At 60.2% G+C, this 16,121-nt stretch carries 12 protein-coding genes; 4 read left to right on the top strand and 8 right to left on the bottom strand.

Going from position 1 to position 16,121, the window contains the following annotated elements; translation table 11 throughout:
- Positions 1-61: 61 nt before the first annotated feature.
- The 4 genes from ACA055_RS10225 (at position 62) to ACA055_RS10210 (ending at position 5,415) form a co-directional block, all read left to right on the top strand.
- Positions 62-1,336 carry an acyl-CoA dehydrogenase family protein gene (locus ACA055_RS10225; protein WP_497683497.1) on the top strand — a complete coding sequence of 425 codons (1,275 nt, stop codon included), beginning with the start codon at positions 62-64 and terminating at the stop codon, positions 1,334-1,336.
- Between the two features lie 115 nt (positions 1,337-1,451).
- Positions 1,452-3,020 carry an AMP-binding protein gene (locus ACA055_RS10220; RefSeq protein WP_497683496.1) on the top strand — a complete coding sequence of 523 codons (1,569 nt, stop codon included), beginning with the start codon at positions 1,452-1,454 and terminating at the stop codon, positions 3,018-3,020.
- A 57-nt stretch (positions 3,021-3,077) separates the two neighbouring features.
- Positions 3,078-3,929 carry an SDR family NAD(P)-dependent oxidoreductase gene (locus ACA055_RS10215; protein WP_497683495.1) on the top strand — a complete coding sequence of 284 codons (852 nt, stop codon included), beginning with the start codon at positions 3,078-3,080 and terminating at the stop codon, positions 3,927-3,929.
- Positions 3,930-3,966: 37 nt separating this feature from the next.
- Positions 3,967-5,415 (top strand): arylsulfatase, encoded by a 1,449-nt coding sequence (locus tag ACA055_RS10210; RefSeq protein WP_497683494.1) that lies wholly within the window; start codon positions 3,967-3,969, stop codon positions 5,413-5,415.
- Here the strand turns inward: ACA055_RS10210 and ACA055_RS10205 are convergent.
- From ACA055_RS10205 to ACA055_RS10170, 8 genes are all read right to left on the bottom strand, one after another.
- Complete coding sequence (locus ACA055_RS10205; RefSeq protein WP_497683493.1) at positions 5,390-7,066, bottom strand: 3-(methylthio)propionyl-CoA ligase; 1,677 nt, start codon at positions 7,064-7,066, stop codon at positions 5,390-5,392. The genes ACA055_RS10210 and ACA055_RS10205 overlap by 26 nt on opposite strands.
- 56 nt (positions 7,067-7,122) lie before the next feature.
- Entirely contained in the window at positions 7,123-8,091 is a 969-nt protein-coding gene (locus tag ACA055_RS10200; RefSeq protein WP_497683492.1) for a WD40/YVTN/BNR-like repeat-containing protein, read from the bottom strand.
- A 14-nt stretch (positions 8,092-8,105) separates the two neighbouring features.
- A complete protein-coding gene (locus tag ACA055_RS10195) occupies positions 8,106-10,466 on the bottom strand; it encodes an efflux RND transporter permease subunit (protein WP_497683491.1) in 2,361 nt (786 codons plus the stop codon).
- A gap of 64 nt (positions 10,467-10,530) precedes the next feature.
- Positions 10,531-12,384 (bottom strand): DUF1302 domain-containing protein, encoded by a 1,854-nt coding sequence (locus ACA055_RS10190; RefSeq protein WP_497683490.1) that lies wholly within the window; start codon positions 12,382-12,384, stop codon positions 10,531-10,533.
- Positions 12,385-12,414: 30 nt separating this feature from the next.
- On the bottom strand, positions 12,415-13,779 hold the full coding sequence (locus ACA055_RS10185; protein WP_497683489.1) for a DUF1329 domain-containing protein: 1,365 nt from the start codon (positions 13,777-13,779) through the stop codon (positions 12,415-12,417).
- Positions 13,780-13,845: 66 nt separating this feature from the next.
- Complete coding sequence (locus ACA055_RS10180) at positions 13,846-14,229, bottom strand: hypothetical protein (RefSeq protein ID WP_497683488.1); 384 nt, start codon at positions 14,227-14,229, stop codon at positions 13,846-13,848.
- Positions 14,226-14,618, bottom strand: coding sequence for a c-type cytochrome (locus ACA055_RS10175; protein WP_497683487.1), 393 nt, complete (start codon positions 14,616-14,618; stop codon positions 14,226-14,228). Before ACA055_RS10175 ends, ACA055_RS10180 begins: the two co-directional genes overlap by 4 nt.
- On the bottom strand, positions 14,615-16,072 hold the full coding sequence (locus ACA055_RS10170) for a flavin monoamine oxidase family protein (protein ID WP_497683486.1): 1,458 nt from the start codon (positions 16,070-16,072) through the stop codon (positions 14,615-14,617). Before ACA055_RS10170 ends, ACA055_RS10175 begins: the two co-directional genes overlap by 4 nt.
- Positions 16,073-16,121: the final 49 nt, after the last annotated feature.

The following is a 16,121-nucleotide window of genomic DNA, read 5'->3' as shown; positions in this document are numbered from 1 at the left end:
GCGTTTTCGTTACGGATTACTCTCGGTCAATCGGTTGGAACAATAACAAGAGGAATTATCGATGTTCGATCTGGAGAAAATTGTCGAGCCTGTGCTGGGCCTTTGCGGTCTGGAAAGTGACTTGACGGAAGAAGAACGGGCCATTCAGGAAGTGGCGCACAGCTTCGCCAAGAACGTCATGCGCCCGATCGGCGTTGAGCTGGACAAAATGACTGCCGAGGAAGTGGTTGCGCCGGGCTCTCCCCTGTTCGACTACATGCGTCAGGTGCACGAATCCGGACTGCTCGATCTCGGCGCGCTGGCGGCGATGGACAGCCAGCAGAAGTCGCGCATCATGCCGATCATCTTTGAAGAGCTCGGCTGGGGCGATTCGGGGCTGGCTATCGCCACGTTGGCCTCCTCTTTCCCGGCATATGCAGCGCACAACAGCGGCAACCCGGAAATCATCGAGCGATTCGGCGCACTCCCTGGCTGCTGGCTCGCGACCCAGCCCGACCGCGGCAGCGATATCGTCGACATCGATGCCGACCTGGTCCAGCGTGGCAACAAACAATCGCGCGGCAATCTTTATGCACGAGTCGTCGGCGATGAAGTGATCATTCAAGGCCAGTCCTCTGCTTGGGTGTCGTATGCGCCACTGGCCCAGACTGCGCTGGCCTACATCCCTTGCGACTACGGCAATGGCCTGGAGCATGAAAATGGCGCTGGACTGAATCACATCGCCATCCTCATCCCGCTCGACCTGCCGGGTGTCTCGAAGGGCAAACCGCTGGAAAAACTTGGCCAGCGCGCCCTGCCCCAGGGTGAGATCTATTTCAATGAAGTCCGAGTGCCGAGGAAATATGCGCTCGCCGAGGGTGAAGCGGCCATCACCAGCTTCTTCGGCGCCTTGACGTTCGGCAACATGGAAATGGCGGCGACCTTCACCGGCGTGGCCCGCGCAGCCTTCGAGCATGCGCTGGCGTATGTTCACGAGCGCAAGCAAGGCGGCACACCGATCATCAACCATCAGAGCGTGCAGCTGCGGACCTTCGATTTGTGGCAGAAAGTCGAGCTCTCACGTGCGATTGCCCATCGCGTGTTCGCCTACAACTACAGCGAAAAAGGCCCTCACCTGCTGGCGTCGATTACCAGCAAGACCTACGTCACCGAGACGGCGTTCCAAGTGGCCAGTGAAGCGCTGCAACTGTTCGGTGGTAATGGCCTGACGAAGGAATACCCGATCGAGAAGCTCATGCGCGACGCGCGGGCATCGATGATCGAGGATGGCGAAACCAACGTGCTCAAGCTCAAGGGGATGCGCTGGCTGAGCCGCGCCTACCAACGCGCCAACTGATTCCCTAACGCCCCAATTAACCACATTCCCGGGCTGCCAGATATGCAGCCCGAGGATAACGCTGTGTCGAAAAAGCCAGTCGTTGTGGAAACCTGTTTAATGGAGTGCATTTGCCATGCGGATCATCGATCACTTCGATAACGCCGTTCGTTTTTACCCGCACAATCTGGCCTTCGTCGACGTTGGCAACGATGCCAGCGCAGTGACCTATGCCCAGGCGGCTCCAGTGACGCAAGCCATTGCCGGCGCGATCGCCCATAACGGGTTCAGTGCCGGTGGCCATGTCGGCGTTTTGGCTCCCAATAGCACTGTCGCCTTCCTGGCGCTGCTGGGCGTGTTCCGCGCACGTTGCGTCTGGCTGCCGGTCAATCCGCGCAACACGGTGGCGGCCAATGTGGATTTGTTCAATGACTTCGAGGGCGAGCTGCTGCTGTTCCATAGCACCTACGCCAATGAGGCAGCGCAACTGAAGGAGCGTTGCCCCGGCCTTCGGCAGCTCGTTTGCATCGACGGCGATTGCGGCGTGGGGACTTCCCTCGCGACCTGGTCGCAAGGTGCACCGGCGAGCTACATCCCGGCCGTGGGAACGGGCAGCCTGGATGATACCTTTGCCTTGTACCCCACGGGTGGTACGACCGGAAAGTCAAAGGGAGTGATGATTACCCATCGCAACATCCATACCTTCTTCAGCAACTTCTACGCGCACTTCGATTATCACGACAGCACGTGCCATCTGGTGGTGGCGCCCATGACCCACACCGCCGGCCTCACCGGGTGTCTGCACTTCGCGCGTGGCGGGACCAACGCGATCATGGCCGCCGCCGTCCCTGAAGCGGTTGCCGACGCGATTGAACAATACAAGGTCACCCATCTATTCCTGCCGCCGACCGTGCTGTACATGCTGCTGGCGTTGCCTGATATCCGCCAGCGGGACTATAGCTCGCTGAAGCATTTCCTGGTCGGCGCTGCGCCGACGTCACTGGAGAAACTGAAGGAAGCCGTGCAGGTGTTCGGCCCGGTCATGTCCGAGGCATTTGGTCAGTCCGAAGCACCGGCGGCGATTACCGCCAAAGCGCCCTGGGACTACATCGGCGCGGACGGCACGATCAATGAAGCACGCCTGCAATCCATTGGCCGGCCCTGCGTACTCAATACCGTCGGCATCCTGAATGACGAAGGTGAGGAAGTCGCGCGCGGTGACGCGGGGGAAATCTGCATCCGCGGCGATCTGGTGACGCCAGGCTATTACAAGAACCCCCAGGCGACTGCCGAAGTCCGTCAACAAGGCTGGCACCACACCGGTGACGTCGGGGTCATGGCCGAGGACGGCTATATCACCATTGTCGACCGCAAGAAGGACATGATCATCACCGGTGGATTCAACGTTTATCCGAACGAAATCGAACAGGTACTGACAACCCACGAAGCCGTTCAGGACTGCTCCGTGATCGGAATTCCTGATGACAAATGGGGTGAAGCGGTGAAGGCGATTGTCCAGCTCAAGCCTGGCAAGAGTTGCACGGATGACGACCTGATTGCGCTGGTCAAGGAACGGTTGGGGAGCGTCAAGACCCCGAAGAGCGTCGATTTCATCGAGCAATTGCCACGCAGCCCGGCGGGCAAAGTGCTGAAAACCGAACTGCGTAAAGCGTATTGGCAGGGTAAGACCAGGGCTGTGCACTGAGCATTCCCCCGCCTACGACCGCTTATTTCTGCAACGACAACGGCATTGCGAGCAATCATGAAACTTGAACAGAAATACCCGGCAAAACGCGCCTTCGTGACGGGTGCCGCCAGCGGTTTTGGCCTGGCCATCTGCATGCATCTGGCAAGCAGAGGCTGGAAACTGCTGATCGCCGACATCAACGCGAAAAGACTGGAGCAGGCCGAGGCGCAGTTGCGCCAACGCGGCGCCGAGACCTTCAGCATGGTGTTGGACGTCACCCGGCAAGAGGCCTTGCATGACGCAGCCAACACCGTCAAACAACTGTGGGGCGGCGTCGACCTGGTGTTCAACAACGCGGGCATTGCGTCGGCAGGCATGATCGATGACCTTCCCCTGGAAGAGTGGGAAAAAGTCATCAACGTCGACCTGTGGAGCGTGATTTATGGCTGCCGCGCCTTCGTGCCTTTGCTCAAGAATCAGGGCGGCGGCTGCATCATCAACACGGCATCCAGCGCCGGGACCTTGTCCGGGCCTGAAATGTCGCCCTACAACGTGGCCAAGGCTGGCGTCGTGTCCCTGTCGGAGACCCTCAAGTCCGAACTCAGCGGCTTTGATATCGGCGTCACCGTGGTGTGCCCGACCGTGTTCGCGACATCGCTGGGCGACTCGCTCACCAGCGAGCGGTCTATGGAAAAGCGCCTGCTGGCCCAACTGAAAAAGTCCCGATTCACCTCCGAACACATTGTCGACGATGTGTTTCGCGCGCTGGAAAAGGGCCGCCTCTACGTCATGACCCAGCCTGACGCCAAATGGGCCTGGCGACTCAAACGCTGGATGCCGGAAACCTACTTCCGCCTGATTGCCTATCTGTACCGTAACCGGAAGTGGCTTTACGCCGAGCAGGATGAAGCTGACCGATTGATTTGAACCTTGAAAGTCAACGCGCAACCTTTGAGAAAAATCAATGCAACGTATCTGGCCACTGTCGTTTCTGATCATACTCATGGGCTGCGCAAATGCCCAAGACAAACCCAATGTCGTCATCATGCTGGCCGACAACGTCGGCTATGGTGACCTTGGCGCCTATGGTGCGGGCGAGGTCCGGGGCATGCCAACCCCGAGCATCGACCAGTTGGCCAGCGAAGGCGTGCGCTTTACGCAATTTCTGGTAGAGCCAGGTTGCACGCCCTCGCGCGCGGCGCTGCAAACTGGACGATATTCGCCACGTGCAGGCCTTGGCAGCATCATCGTCGCGGGTACGCCGAATACGCTCCAGGCCAATGAAGTGACACTGGGCGAGCTGTTCAAGAGCCAGGGCTACGCGACGAGCTACATTGGCAAATGGCATCTGGGGGCAAGCGAGCAAAGCTGGCCGACACGCCAGGGCTTTGACCAGTACAGGGTTGGCGTAATCGAAACCAGCGATAGCACCCTGTATCGCGACAGTATGCAGCGCACCGGACTACCCGAGGCGCAGATCTCGGCGTCCGAGGCTGCCATCTGGGAGTCCGAGGCAAACGGCGATCTCAAAAAAATCCGCCCTTATACGCTGGACTACCGCCGACAGGTGGAGGGCGATATTGCCAATTCGGCGGTGGAATATATCCAGCGCCAGGCCAAAGCGCATGAACCGTTCTTCCTCTTCGTAGGCTGGACCAATACGCATTACCCGTCCCTGGTCGCTCCCGAGTTTGACGGCAAGTCGCGGATTGGTCCTTATGGTGACGCGATCATGGAGCTCGATCATCGCACCGGCCAAGTGTTGGACGCCATCAAGACCGCCGGCATCGAAGACAACACCATCGTGATCTGGCTGTCCGACAATGGCGCTGCACCGACTGAGGGACCGCCCGAGTTCCGCGGAGGCTCGAACGGCCCGTTCCGTGGCGAGCTCGGCGATGCGCTGGAAGGGTCATTGCGTGTGCCGGCCATGATCAAGTGGCCAGGCAGGATCGTGCCACGGGCGAGCAACGCGATGCTGTCCATCCACGATGTCTTTCCGACGCTGGCGAAGATCATTGGCGCACCGATTCCCGCAGATCGGCCGATCGACGGCGTCGACCAGAGCGATCTCCTCATCGGTAAGCAGGCCGCTTCAAAGCGTGAAAGTCTGATCACCTTCATCGGTGACGAAATCGTTGCCGTGCGTTGGCGGCAGTTCCGCATCTATCCGAAGCAGTTCATCAGTTCGGCCGGCAATCCCTCCATGGCTGGCGTTGGCGGCTACCGCGCCGAACTGACCGGTTATCCATCGATCTTTAATATCGAGCAGGACCCCCGTGAGGAGGTCAATACCGTCGCGGTGAACGCTTGGGTCCTTGCTCCGTATATGAAGTTGATCGGCGAACACCTGAAGTCACTCGAACACTATCCCAATCCAAAAGCCGTCAATCTGACGAAATTTGGCGGGTGATGTCCTTGCACAAATTGTCCTCTTCCAGGCGATAGTCGCGGAACTGCTCGCGCAACTTCATTTTTTGCAGTTTGCCCGTTGCCGTATGCGGCAGTGCCTCGACGTAAGCGACGTCGTCCGGCAGCCACCACTTCGCGACCCGGGTTTCAAGGTATTCCAGCAGTTCTTCCTTGCTGGCTGCCTTGCCGGGTTTGATCACCACGACCAGCAACGGTCGCTCCTGCCACTTGGCATGGGGAATACCGATAACGGCTGCCTCGGCCACCGCTGGATGACCGACGGCGGCATTCTCCAGGTCGATCGAGGAAATCCACTCGCCACCAGACTTGATGACATCCTTGGCACGATCAGTGATTTGCATGTAGCCATCGCAATCGATGGTGGCGATATCACCGGTGTCGAACCAGCCGGCATCATCGAGAATGCTCCCGCCCTCGCCCCGGAAATATTGCTTGGCAATCCAGGGGCCCTTGACCAGCAGATGACCGGAGGCCTTGCCGTCACGGGGCAACTCGGTGCCCTCCTCGTCGACGATCTTCATGGACACCCCGAACAGCGCCCGCCCCTGTTTGGCCTGCAGATCGAGCCGTTCAGCCGCCGAAGCATCGCGGTGTTTGGGCAGAAGGTTGCAGACTGTGCCCAGCGGTGACATCTCGGTCATGCCCCAGGCATGCAGCACCCGGGCATCGAAACGGGTTTCGAATGTCTCGACCAGTGTCCTCGGTGCTGCCGCCCCGCCAATCACTACCCGGTTCAAACGCAGGTCCGCCGCCGGGTCCAGGCCACAGGACTCGACGTGTTGTTGCAACATCATCCAAACCGTCGGAACGCCCAGGGCCAGGGTCACCTCCTCGGTACGCATCAGCTCGTAAAGGCTTTCGCCGTCCAGCGCCGGCCCCGGTAGCACCAGCCTTGCGCCGCACATGGCCGCCGCGTAGGGCATGCCCCAAGCATTGACGTGGAACATCGGCACCACCAGCAGCGCCGAATCCGCCGACGACAGGCCAAAGCCCTCCGATGTGCACAGCGCCATGGAATGCAAAATCGAGGAACGGTGCGAAAACAGCACACCTTTCGGATTGCCAGTGGTGCCCGAGGTGTAGCACATCGAGGAAGCCGTCCTTTCATCGAGTACAGGCCAGTCGTACTCACTGCTCTGGCCGTTTATCAGGTCCTCGTAACACAGCAGATTGGGCACCTCGATGTCCGGCATCCGGCTGCGATCCGTCAGGGCGATGAAAGCTTTGACGGTCTTCATCCGGGGCGCGAGCTGCTCTACAAGCGAGGCGAACGACAGATCGAAAAACAGGTATTGGTCTTCAGCATGGTTGGCAATGAATTCGATCTGCTCAGGGAACAGCCGCGGGTTGATGGTATGCAAGACTGCCCCCATTCCCGACACAGCGAAATACAGCTCCATATGCCGGTAACCGTTCCAGGCCAGGGTGCCGATCCGCTCACCGGGCTGCACCTGCAGGATGGTTAGGGCATTGGCCAGTTGTTTGGCACGCCTGCCTATATCGGCATAGGTGCAGTGGTGCAAGGGCCCTTCGACCGTGCGCGAGGCAATTTCGCTCCTCGGATGCGCCATGAGCGCGTGTTCGAGGACCGACGAAATGAGTAGCGGTTGATCTTGCATCAATCCCAGCATGGCGTTGTGCTCCATCCAGATTCTTGTTTGAGTGTGCCGGTCTGCACCGGCGCGGATTAATGGGTATCCGTCAGATCCTGCGTCAACACACCTTGTGGGCCGAACAGCGCAAGTTGTCCATCGCCCAGCAGCGCGAGTGCGGCGAGGTTCTGCCGATCGGCGCGGACCTGCGCCTTGAAGCGTTGCAAACCCTGATCGGCGACGGCCACCAGCCCGCCATTGCCCACCAGCGCTACGCGACCGTCGTTGAGCTGGACGACCGCAGTGATGGCTTCCTGGCTGCCGCTGTCCCTGGTTTGCCAGGTATCGCCCAGGTCGTCGCTGACCAGCACCCGTCCGCTCATGCCCACCAACAGAACGCGGCCGTCGCGCAGGCTCGCGCCTCCCCACAACGAGCCGTTGACGCCGGTGTCCAGGGTTTCCCAAGTCGTGCCATTGTCGGGAGACCGGTAGGCGTTACCACCCTCCCCGGCGATGAATAGGTGACCATTGCGTCCGGTAAAGATCTGGTTGAGGTGGTAATCGTCGCCATCGTTGCTCACGCTCAAGCGCTGCCAGCTGCGACCACCGTCGCGGGTTTCGCTGGCGAAGCCGTAGGCGCCGACGACAATGCCGTGTTGGGTGTTTTCGAACCACACCGACAGCAGCACTGGCTTGCCTTCCAGCGGCGGTTGTAACGTCCAGGTTTCACCGCCGTCCTTGGTGCGAAGCAACACCCCGCCATGCCCCACGGCCCAGCCGTTTTGCCCATCGGCGAAACTCAGCGCCGTCAGCAGCCCATCCACCGGCACGACTTTGGCCTGGTGCCACTGCTGGCCATCGACAGAGTGCACCACCACGCCGTGATCACCCACGGCAACAAGGCCGGCGCCCACCTGGGTGACCGCCACCAGTGGCGCCTGTTGTGCCTGGGCCAGGCGCATGGCCGATAGCTCGGCGCCGTGGCTATGGAGCACCTGCCCTGCCAGGCCGAACAACGCAGCGATGGCTAACAGGCGTGGCAGCGAAATCGTTTTGTTCGACATTTCACGTCCCTCGATCAATGCGCAATCAGAGGCGCACGGACAGGCCCCCGCCGCGGTATCAGCACGTCCAGCATCACTGCAATGGCCGGTAGCAAGGTGATCGCCATCAGCATGTTGACCATGAACATGAAGGTCAGCAGCAACCCCATGTCGGCCTGGAATTTCAAGGCCGAGAACGACCAGGTCGCCACGCCGATGGACAAGGTGATGGCGGTAAAAATAGTTGCCACTCCGACCTCGCGCAGGGCAAGTTTGAACGCCGTGACGATGTCCTGCCCTTCGGCCAGGTGCAGTTGCAGGCGGTTGTAGATGTAGAACGCGTAATCCACGCCGATACCCACGGCCAGCACCATCACCGGCAAGGTGGCGACGGTCAGGCCAATGTCCAGCGACTTCATGAACCAATAGCCGAGGAAGGTCGCCAGGGTCAGCGGAACACAGCAGGCAACCATCGCCCGCCAGTCGCGATAGACCAGAAGCACCAGCAGCACGATGGTCAGGTAAACATAGAGCATCATCGGCAACTCGGAGGTTTCGACGATTTCGTTAGTGGCCGCCTGCACCCCGGCATTGCCACTGGCAAGACGCACGGTGATGCCGTTCATGGGGTGTTCCGTCCGATACTGCTGCACCGCTGCGACCACGGTTTTCAGGGTGGTCGCCTTGTGGTCGGCCAGGTACAGGTTGATCGGCAGCACCGTGCAATCGGCGTTGTACAGGCGCAGCACCTCGGGCACCTGGCGCACGGCTTCACCGATGCTCAGTTCATCGACCGGCAGCGCTGCCCATTTCGGATTGCCCTCGTTGACACCCGAGGCTGAGAGCTTAGTCAGTGCCGGCAACGATTGTGCCGACAACACCCCCGGCACGTTGGCCAGGAACCAGGTCAGGCGGTCGGCGTAAGCCATGACTTCATGTTGGTAGCAACCGTTTTTCGGCGTTTCCACCACCACGGTGAACAGGTCCAACCCCAGGCCGAAATGACCGACCACGCTTTCCACGTCCTGGTTGTAGCGCGAGTCGCTGTGCAACTCGGGCGCCCCCGGCAACACGTGGCCGACATGTCGACCCTGGCTCTGCCAGACGGCAATACCGAGCAGCACCAGGCACAAAACCGAACCGATCGCCGCATTACGTGTTTCGGCCAGGTGCCCGAGTTTGCTCATCACACCATCGCGCCAGGCTTGAAGGCGTTTGACCCGGTTGACGTAGGCCTGGTCGAAATGGAAGAAGCTGGCCAGCACCGGCAGCATGATCAGGTTGGTGATGATCTTGTAGGCGACCCCGACCGAGGCGGTAATCGCCAGTTCGCGAATCATCGGAATCGGTACCAGCACCAGCGTTGCAAAGCCGACGAAGGCGGTTATCAGCGCCAATGAGCCCGGAATCAACAAGCCGCCGAAACTGCGGCGAGCGGCGGTCATCGCATCGGCGCCGTTGCACACTTCCTTGGAGATGAAGTTGACCTGCTGCACGCCATGGGACACGCCAATGGCGAACACCAGGAACGGCACCAGAATCGCCAGCGGATCAAGCCCGAAGCCGAGCAAGGTGATGGTGCCGAACTGCCAGACCACCGACACCAGCGAACAGCACAGCGGCAGAAAGGTCAGTACCCAGGAGCGGGTGTACCAGTACACCGCGGCCAGGGTCAGCAGGAAGGCCAGCGCAAAAAAGCCCATCACGCTGGTCGCGCCGGCGCCGATGTCGCCCATTTGCTTGGCGAAACCGATGATCTGCACGTCATAGGCGCTGTCGGCATACTTGGCGCGGACATCGTCTTCCAGGCGTTTGCTGAATTCCAGGTAGTCCAGGCGTTTGCCGGTCTGCGGGTCCGGGTCGGCGAGTTCGGCCACCACCATGGCCCCCGAGTAGTCGTTGGCCACCAGGCTGCCGACAAAGCCGCCCACGATGGTGCGATCACGGATGCCGACAATCGCCTGCTCATCAAGGGTGCCGACCGTGACGTCACCGCCGATCACATCCTCGGCCTTCATGCCCTCCTCGGTGATCTGCACCGCGCGGGTATTGGGGGTCCACAGCGAAGTGACCGTGCGCCGGTCGATGCCCGGCATAAAGAACAGTGTCTGGGTCAGGTCGTAGAGCCGGGTCATGGCCTGCGTGTTCCAGATGTCGCCGTTTTTGGCGCGCAGGACCACGATGACGCGGTTGGCACCAAACAGCACGTCCCGGTATTTGTTGAAGGTTTGAATGAATTCGTGCTGCTGGGGCAGCTGCTTGTCGAAACCGGCTGACATGCGCAGTTGCGAGGCGAAACCGGCCATGACCAGTGTGACGAGTGCCAGCACCGCCAAGGTCGACAGACGACGCCGAAAAAAGAACCGCTCGAGACCGAGCACCAGAGAAGCCAGCATGGTGAGCCTTCCTGAAATACGGGAATAAGCTTCCCTCAGCCCATGGCCGAGGGAAGGCACGACGTCAGAACGAGTAGGAAATGTTGCCGCTCAAGAAATCACGGTCAGCCATCAGGTTGTTGTCCCCGCCTCCCCAGTACTGCACCCATTGCAATCCACCTTTCCAGCGGTCGCGGTAGTTGAACAGCAACGAACTGGTCAGCGACTTGCGACCTTCGACGAAAGGCAGGGCGTTTGGCGTGGTGCCATGCACGTCATGCGCAAAGTCCAGTTGCGGCGTCAGGGTGATCCCGGTGCCGAACAGGTTTGGGTAATTGATACCCAGCTCGGTCACGTAGCCCCATGAGGTTTTATCCGGCAGCGAATAATCCGGCAGGAAGTAAGGCGTCTCACCCGAGGTGTCCAGGTCCGGGTAATGGGTGACCACCGCCTCAGTCAGCAGGAAGCCGTCGGACGCGCCCACACTGGTCGGGATAAACCCGAGCGGGTCGTTGGCCGAGAAGGTGTAGATGGCATTCACGTGAGCCTGCCATTTCTTCTCTTCGACGAAACCTTTGCTGGTGCCGGTGTCGTACACGCTGAACTTGTTGAACTCACTGGTGAACGCCTGGCCAAAGGGCACCGTGGGGTCGATGCCGACGCTGTCATTGGGCCGATAGGACAACTCCGCCCCCACGGCCACCGGCCCGACCATGGTATTGAGCGACAGGCCGTACAGGTTTTTGTCTTCGCCGTAATTCCAGAAGTAGTTGTCGATCAACAACGCGTCCGGATTGGACGTAGCGGTGTAGCCGACGAAGGGCAACTTGTCGTGATAGCGCTGGTAGAAGAAACCAAACTCGGTCGCGATCTCCTCCACTGTCCAACGCAGGGCGATACCATACTGGCCGCTGTTCTTCGCCGAGCGCTCACCGGCATAGGGAACCGCGAGGCCATTGGCAACCAATGTGGCGTCGTCCAGGCCGCTGATCGACGGCTCGCCGCAACGACCGGTGGGTGTCAGCGAGGCACAGGTACCGGCACCGAGAAGGCCATCGACCGTACTGGTCGAGTAATAGATCGGCCGGTTGCCCTCGCCCACCACATCGGAGTTGGAATAGTAGGTACCCACCGGGTCGATGCCGTACGCGTTCCACTTGAACTGGTAGTAGGTCTCAAGGTTCAGGTTTTCACTCAATCCCAGGTTGAACGAGGCCATGGGGGCCGGGACGAAGACCTCCTTCAATTGGGTGCCGGGCGTATGGTATTTCGTCAGGTTGAGGGCATTGATCTGGTTGATGCCGCCTGTGACGAAAATCTCTTCGCCCCAGCTGATCACCTGGTTGCCGACCTTGACCTTGGCCGGCATTTCACCCAAGTCGAAGCTCTTGGCCACCCACAGGTCGAGCAGGTCGACGCGTTCGGTGGCTTCGCGATCGGCATTGTCATCGAGTTCGGTGCGCCGGGTGTTATCCATCTTGAAGTCTTTCGACCAACTGACCCGACCCAGGGCACTCCAGCCATCACCGAACTTCAGGCTCAGCTCGTGGGTGCCCTTGACGACTTCGGAGAACACATCGTGTTTGTTGTAGTTCTGGTCGCCATCGTCGGAGTTGGTGTAATTGATATCGGCATTGGCGTAGCCGTTGCCTCTGCTCAGGTTGTAAAACTCCCCCAGCCCGGTATTGGTACCGTCGTTACAGCCGCCGCTGTCACCACCGAGTAAATGGCAATCAGGCGATTGCATGCGCGTGGCGAAGCCGTATGACAGCGTGGAGTCGAAACTGCCGGAAATGCCATCCTCGGAACCAAAGCGCATGGCATGACTGGCATCCATCCACATCAGGCTCGAGGCGGCCATTACTGCCAGGGTCAGACTGTTTTTAGCGCGCGCGAAGCCTGGCGCGGCTTGGGCCGCGCCTTTTTTATTGTTGTTCATAGCTCTACCTTTACGCGAGGTTGCTGCTGCTTAACGTTCGCCGCTGCGGCGCAGTTCGTTGGAGTTGAACAGTTTGTCGCTGACCCGGCCTTCGAGACCGGCGGTCAGGTCGAGAACCTCGCCCTCCTGGGTAAACCCGTCAGCGATGTAGCGCCGAGCGACGAGGTCGTAGCTCACGTACTCGAAGCCGGTGCAGGACTGGGTCTGAGGGTTGGCCCAGAGGCTGCCTTCCTGCACGCGCCAGAGATTGCCCTTGGCGTCGTACATGTCCACGTGCAGCAGCGCCCAGCTGTCTTCATCGACGAAGAACACACGCTTGGCGAATGAATGGCGCTTGTCCGCCTTCACCGTGGCTTCCACCACCCAGACACGGTGCTGCTCATAACGTTGGGCGTCGCGATTGAGGTAGTCCTGGCCCATCAGGTTCTCGTACTTGTTGCTCTTGTCGACCAACTTGTAGGAGTTGTAAGGCACCATCATTTCCTTCTTGCCGAGCAGCTTGAAGTCATAACGGTCCATCGCCCCGGTAAACATGTTGATCTGGTCGACGAAGTACAGGCTGTCGGTGCCGGCAATCGGGTTGTCATAAGCGAAGGACGGTGCACGCCGCACACGGCGCTGGCCGGGGAAGTAGATCCAGGAGTCCTGCGGCTTGTCCAGGTAACCGTGCACCAGATACATCTCGCCAGCCCGCGATGGCGGTGTCAGCACGTCGTAAAGCATCTTGGCCTCGAAGTCGCCGGCATCGACCGGGCTTTTGACCGCCGCATCGTTGTAGGGGTAATACTCGCTGGCCCATTGCTTGAGTTCGGACAGCTCACCGCTCTTCTCGCGAAGCAGCATCGACACCTGGGCGCGACGCCCCTTGGCCATGTAGCGCAGCTTGTAGTTCCACATCACTTCGATGCCACTTTGCGGCACCGGGAAGGGAATCGCAGCGCCAGCCGCTTGCTCGAGGTTCCAGCCGTCACTGCCGATCTTGCTCTGTGCGGCGAATGCTTTGGTGCGTTGGGCAATTTCTGTCGGGAAGGAACAGCTACGGTGCGTCGGGTAGACATCCATGCGGTAGCCAGGATAGGCCTTGATCAGCTCCACCTGACCGGCAGGCAACTGTGCCTGATACTGCGCCAGGTTCTTGCCATTGATGGAGAACAGCGGCTTGTCGGTGCCGTAGGGGTCGCCGTGGCCAGGTTTCCAACCGGCCGGAGCCTGGGTCAGTCCGCCGCTCCAGGCTGGAATGCTGCCGCTGGCATTGCCGGCTTTTTCTGCACCGAACGGCGTCAACTCGTTACCCAACCTTGCCAGATCGGCCGAGGTGGCCGCCTGGGCGCCGCCAGCGCTGAGCAGTGCCAACAAAGCGCTGCACAGCAGGGATTTCTTGAAATGAATACTCATGATCACTCTCCCATTGTAATTATTGTGCAGGAGCGCCCGGCGCATGACGCCGGGGCGAAACGTCGATCAGGCGCAGACTGGCCGGGCGGCAACCCGGCTGGCGCACCAGCCGAAGCCCAGGGCTGAACTCAGGTAGACCGCTGCCAGCCCCCAACCGAGCGGGTTCATCGCACCCGTCATGACCGCCTGAATGATGATGCCGGCACACACAAGATCGGAGCCGATCAGCAACAGCGCGTCACGGCGTGGCAGGTCTTCGAGACTGCGGATGAACCAGAAGCCCAGACCGACAGCGAGGTACGTAGCACCGAGGAGACGGCCGAGGAGCATGCCGTCGACTCCCAGTGGCATGCCCACCCAGCGGAAGATCAGGCTTGGGTCGACCAACAGCAGCGCAGCGACAGCTACGGTCAGCAGACACTTGGGTTTGGTGTAGATCGTGATGCTCATGAGTGGGGTCCTTGTTGACTGAGGAAACAGGTAAGAGCCTGACGATCCTCTGCCTGGCGCAGGCCACCGAAGGCCATGGCAGTGCCGGGCAGGAACGTCATGGGGCCACTGAGGAAGGCGTCGAGCTTTTCCGTATCCCAGGTGAAACCCGCCTGCTCCAGCGTTGGCGTATAGGCGAAGCCTGGGGCTGAACCTGCCTTGCGACCGAATACGTCACCGAGCTTTGGCCCGACCTTGTGTTCGGCGAGTGAATGGCAGGTTGTGCAACGGGTTTCGAAGAGCTTCTGGCCAGCACCCGGGTCGCAGGCTTCAGCAGCCTGCGCGGGCAAACTGATCAGCCCCAATAGCCCGAGTGCGGCGCACAGATGATTGGCGTAGCGGCCAGTCATCCCAGCAGTTCCTTGGCTCGCACGGCCACTTTGCTGCCAGCGCCGATGGCGCCGGAAATGCTGCCGCGCCATCCCTCGCCGTGGTCACCCTGGCCGAAGAGAATACGTCCGCGATCCTTCTGGAAATGCGCGTAGTACTTCTCGAACCATTCCGGTCTGTAGCTGGCGTAGGTGCCCAAGCTGTAAGGGTCCAGTGTCCATTCGTAGCCGTAGGTACTTTCGACCTGGATGCCAGGGAAGAGCGGCTCCAGAATCGCCTCGACGGCCTTGTTGTCGTAGATATCGATCTTGCTGGGGTCGTTGCCAAAGGCGACAAAAACTGTGTGGTCGTCACTCACGTAATGCGGCATTACCAGGCTCAGCGGGTAGCTGGAGTCGGCCATGGCGGTGACTTTCGCCAATTTGGTGTAGCCACCCTTGGCCTTGATGTAGAGCTTGATCCCTACGCCACAGTGCTTCTGTTTGCCGGCCTCGATCAGGACCGGGTCCAGCGCCGGCGAGAACTCGACGTTGGGCAGCACGTTCATCGGCAACGCGATGATCACGCTGGCGGCCACTATCCTGTCGCCATTTTGGGTGGTGACCACCGTGTGATCGCCCTTGTCCTCGATCTTCTTCACCGGCGTCGATAGGCGAACTTCCGGCTTGCCGTCCTCGATCATTTTGTTGATCAGGGCGATGGTGCCGTCCTTGAGCTTGTAACGGACGAGAGCGTCGTTGAAACCCTGCAGGTTCCAGCCTGAAAGCGCCCAATAACGCAGCATGTCAACGTAGGAAGTCTGGTCCAGCGGGGCATGCGACGTCGCGCTGACGAAACTATCGACCGCCACCCGCTGCACCGGGTTGAGCTTGAGTTCATCCAGACGTTGCAGAGCAGTGCGCTTGTCACGGCGGATGATTTCGTTCCATGTGTACCCGGAATCGAAGGGGCGATCCCAGACCTGGCGCGCCTCGGTGTAGAAGGCATCGAACGCTTCGTACAGCGGCAACAACTGCTCGCCGGTCAGCTTGTGGGTGGTGTCACCAACCCTGACCACATACTCTTCGTTCTCGAACGCCACGCTGCTGACCGGAGTCTCTAGAACCTCCAGGCCATAACGTTCTTTCTCGGCCCAGACAGAGTCCTGCGACCAGTGAATCCAGGCCCCCCCCATCTCCACCTTGTGACCGTCGAACTCGGAGGTGAAGGTGCGTCCACCCAGGCGGTTGCGCGCCTCCAGCAGCAGGGTCTTGTAGCCGTTCTTGCGGCTGTCGCGAGCCGCCGTGACACCGGCGAAGCCACCACCGATCACCACCACGTCATAGTCGCAACCGGCAGTCTTGCAGTTATCGCCAGACGCCGCCGTGGCATGGGTCATTACGCCTGCCCCCGCGACAGCAACTGCGCCCACTCCGGCGCCGCGCAAAAACTTGCGACGGCTGACGCCCTTGGCGCCGTTCTCATGCTCTGCCATTCACCCACACCTCTTGTTTTTGTTATCGGTGGCGGGCATGCAGCGCAGC

This window comes from Pseudomonas sp. LBUM1657 (assembly GCF_059716075.1).
Note: the sequence above shows the minus strand (reverse complement) of the source record. Positions and strands in the feature narration are given on the sequence as shown.

What these genes read in the sequence shown, in the direction of transcription:
- ACA055_RS10205 (WP_497683493.1), bottom strand. Translation starts at nt 7,066, where the DNA reads ATGCTGGGATTGATGCAAGATCAACCGCTACTCATTTCGTCGGTCCTC.
- ACA055_RS10215 (WP_497683495.1), top strand. Translation starts at nt 3,078, where the DNA reads ATGAAACTTGAACAGAAATACCCGGCAAAACGCGCCTTCGTGACGGGT.
- ACA055_RS10190 (WP_497683490.1), bottom strand. Translation starts at nt 12,384, where the DNA reads ATGAACAACAATAAAAAAGGCGCGGCCCAAGCCGCGCCAGGCTTCGCG.
- ACA055_RS10185 (WP_497683489.1), bottom strand. Translation starts at nt 13,779, where the DNA reads ATGAGTATTCATTTCAAGAAATCCCTGCTGTGCAGCGCTTTGTTGGCA.
- ACA055_RS10180 (WP_497683488.1), bottom strand. Translation starts at nt 14,229, where the DNA reads ATGAGCATCACGATCTACACCAAACCCAAGTGTCTGCTGACCGTAGCT.
- ACA055_RS10170 (WP_497683486.1), bottom strand. Translation starts at nt 16,072, where the DNA reads ATGGCAGAGCATGAGAACGGCGCCAAGGGCGTCAGCCGTCGCAAGTTT.
- ACA055_RS10195 (WP_497683491.1), bottom strand. Translation starts at nt 10,466, where the DNA reads ATGCTGGCTTCTCTGGTGCTCGGTCTCGAGCGGTTCTTTTTTCGGCGT.
- ACA055_RS10175 (WP_497683487.1), bottom strand. Translation starts at nt 14,618, where the DNA reads ATGACTGGCCGCTACGCCAATCATCTGTGCGCCGCACTCGGGCTATTG.
- ACA055_RS10210 (WP_497683494.1), top strand. Translation starts at nt 3,967, where the DNA reads ATGCAACGTATCTGGCCACTGTCGTTTCTGATCATACTCATGGGCTGC.
- ACA055_RS10220 (WP_497683496.1), top strand. Translation starts at nt 1,452, where the DNA reads ATGCGGATCATCGATCACTTCGATAACGCCGTTCGTTTTTACCCGCAC.
- ACA055_RS10200 (WP_497683492.1), bottom strand. Translation starts at nt 8,091, where the DNA reads ATGTCGAACAAAACGATTTCGCTGCCACGCCTGTTAGCCATCGCTGCG.
- ACA055_RS10225 (WP_497683497.1), top strand. Translation starts at nt 62, where the DNA reads ATGTTCGATCTGGAGAAAATTGTCGAGCCTGTGCTGGGCCTTTGCGGT.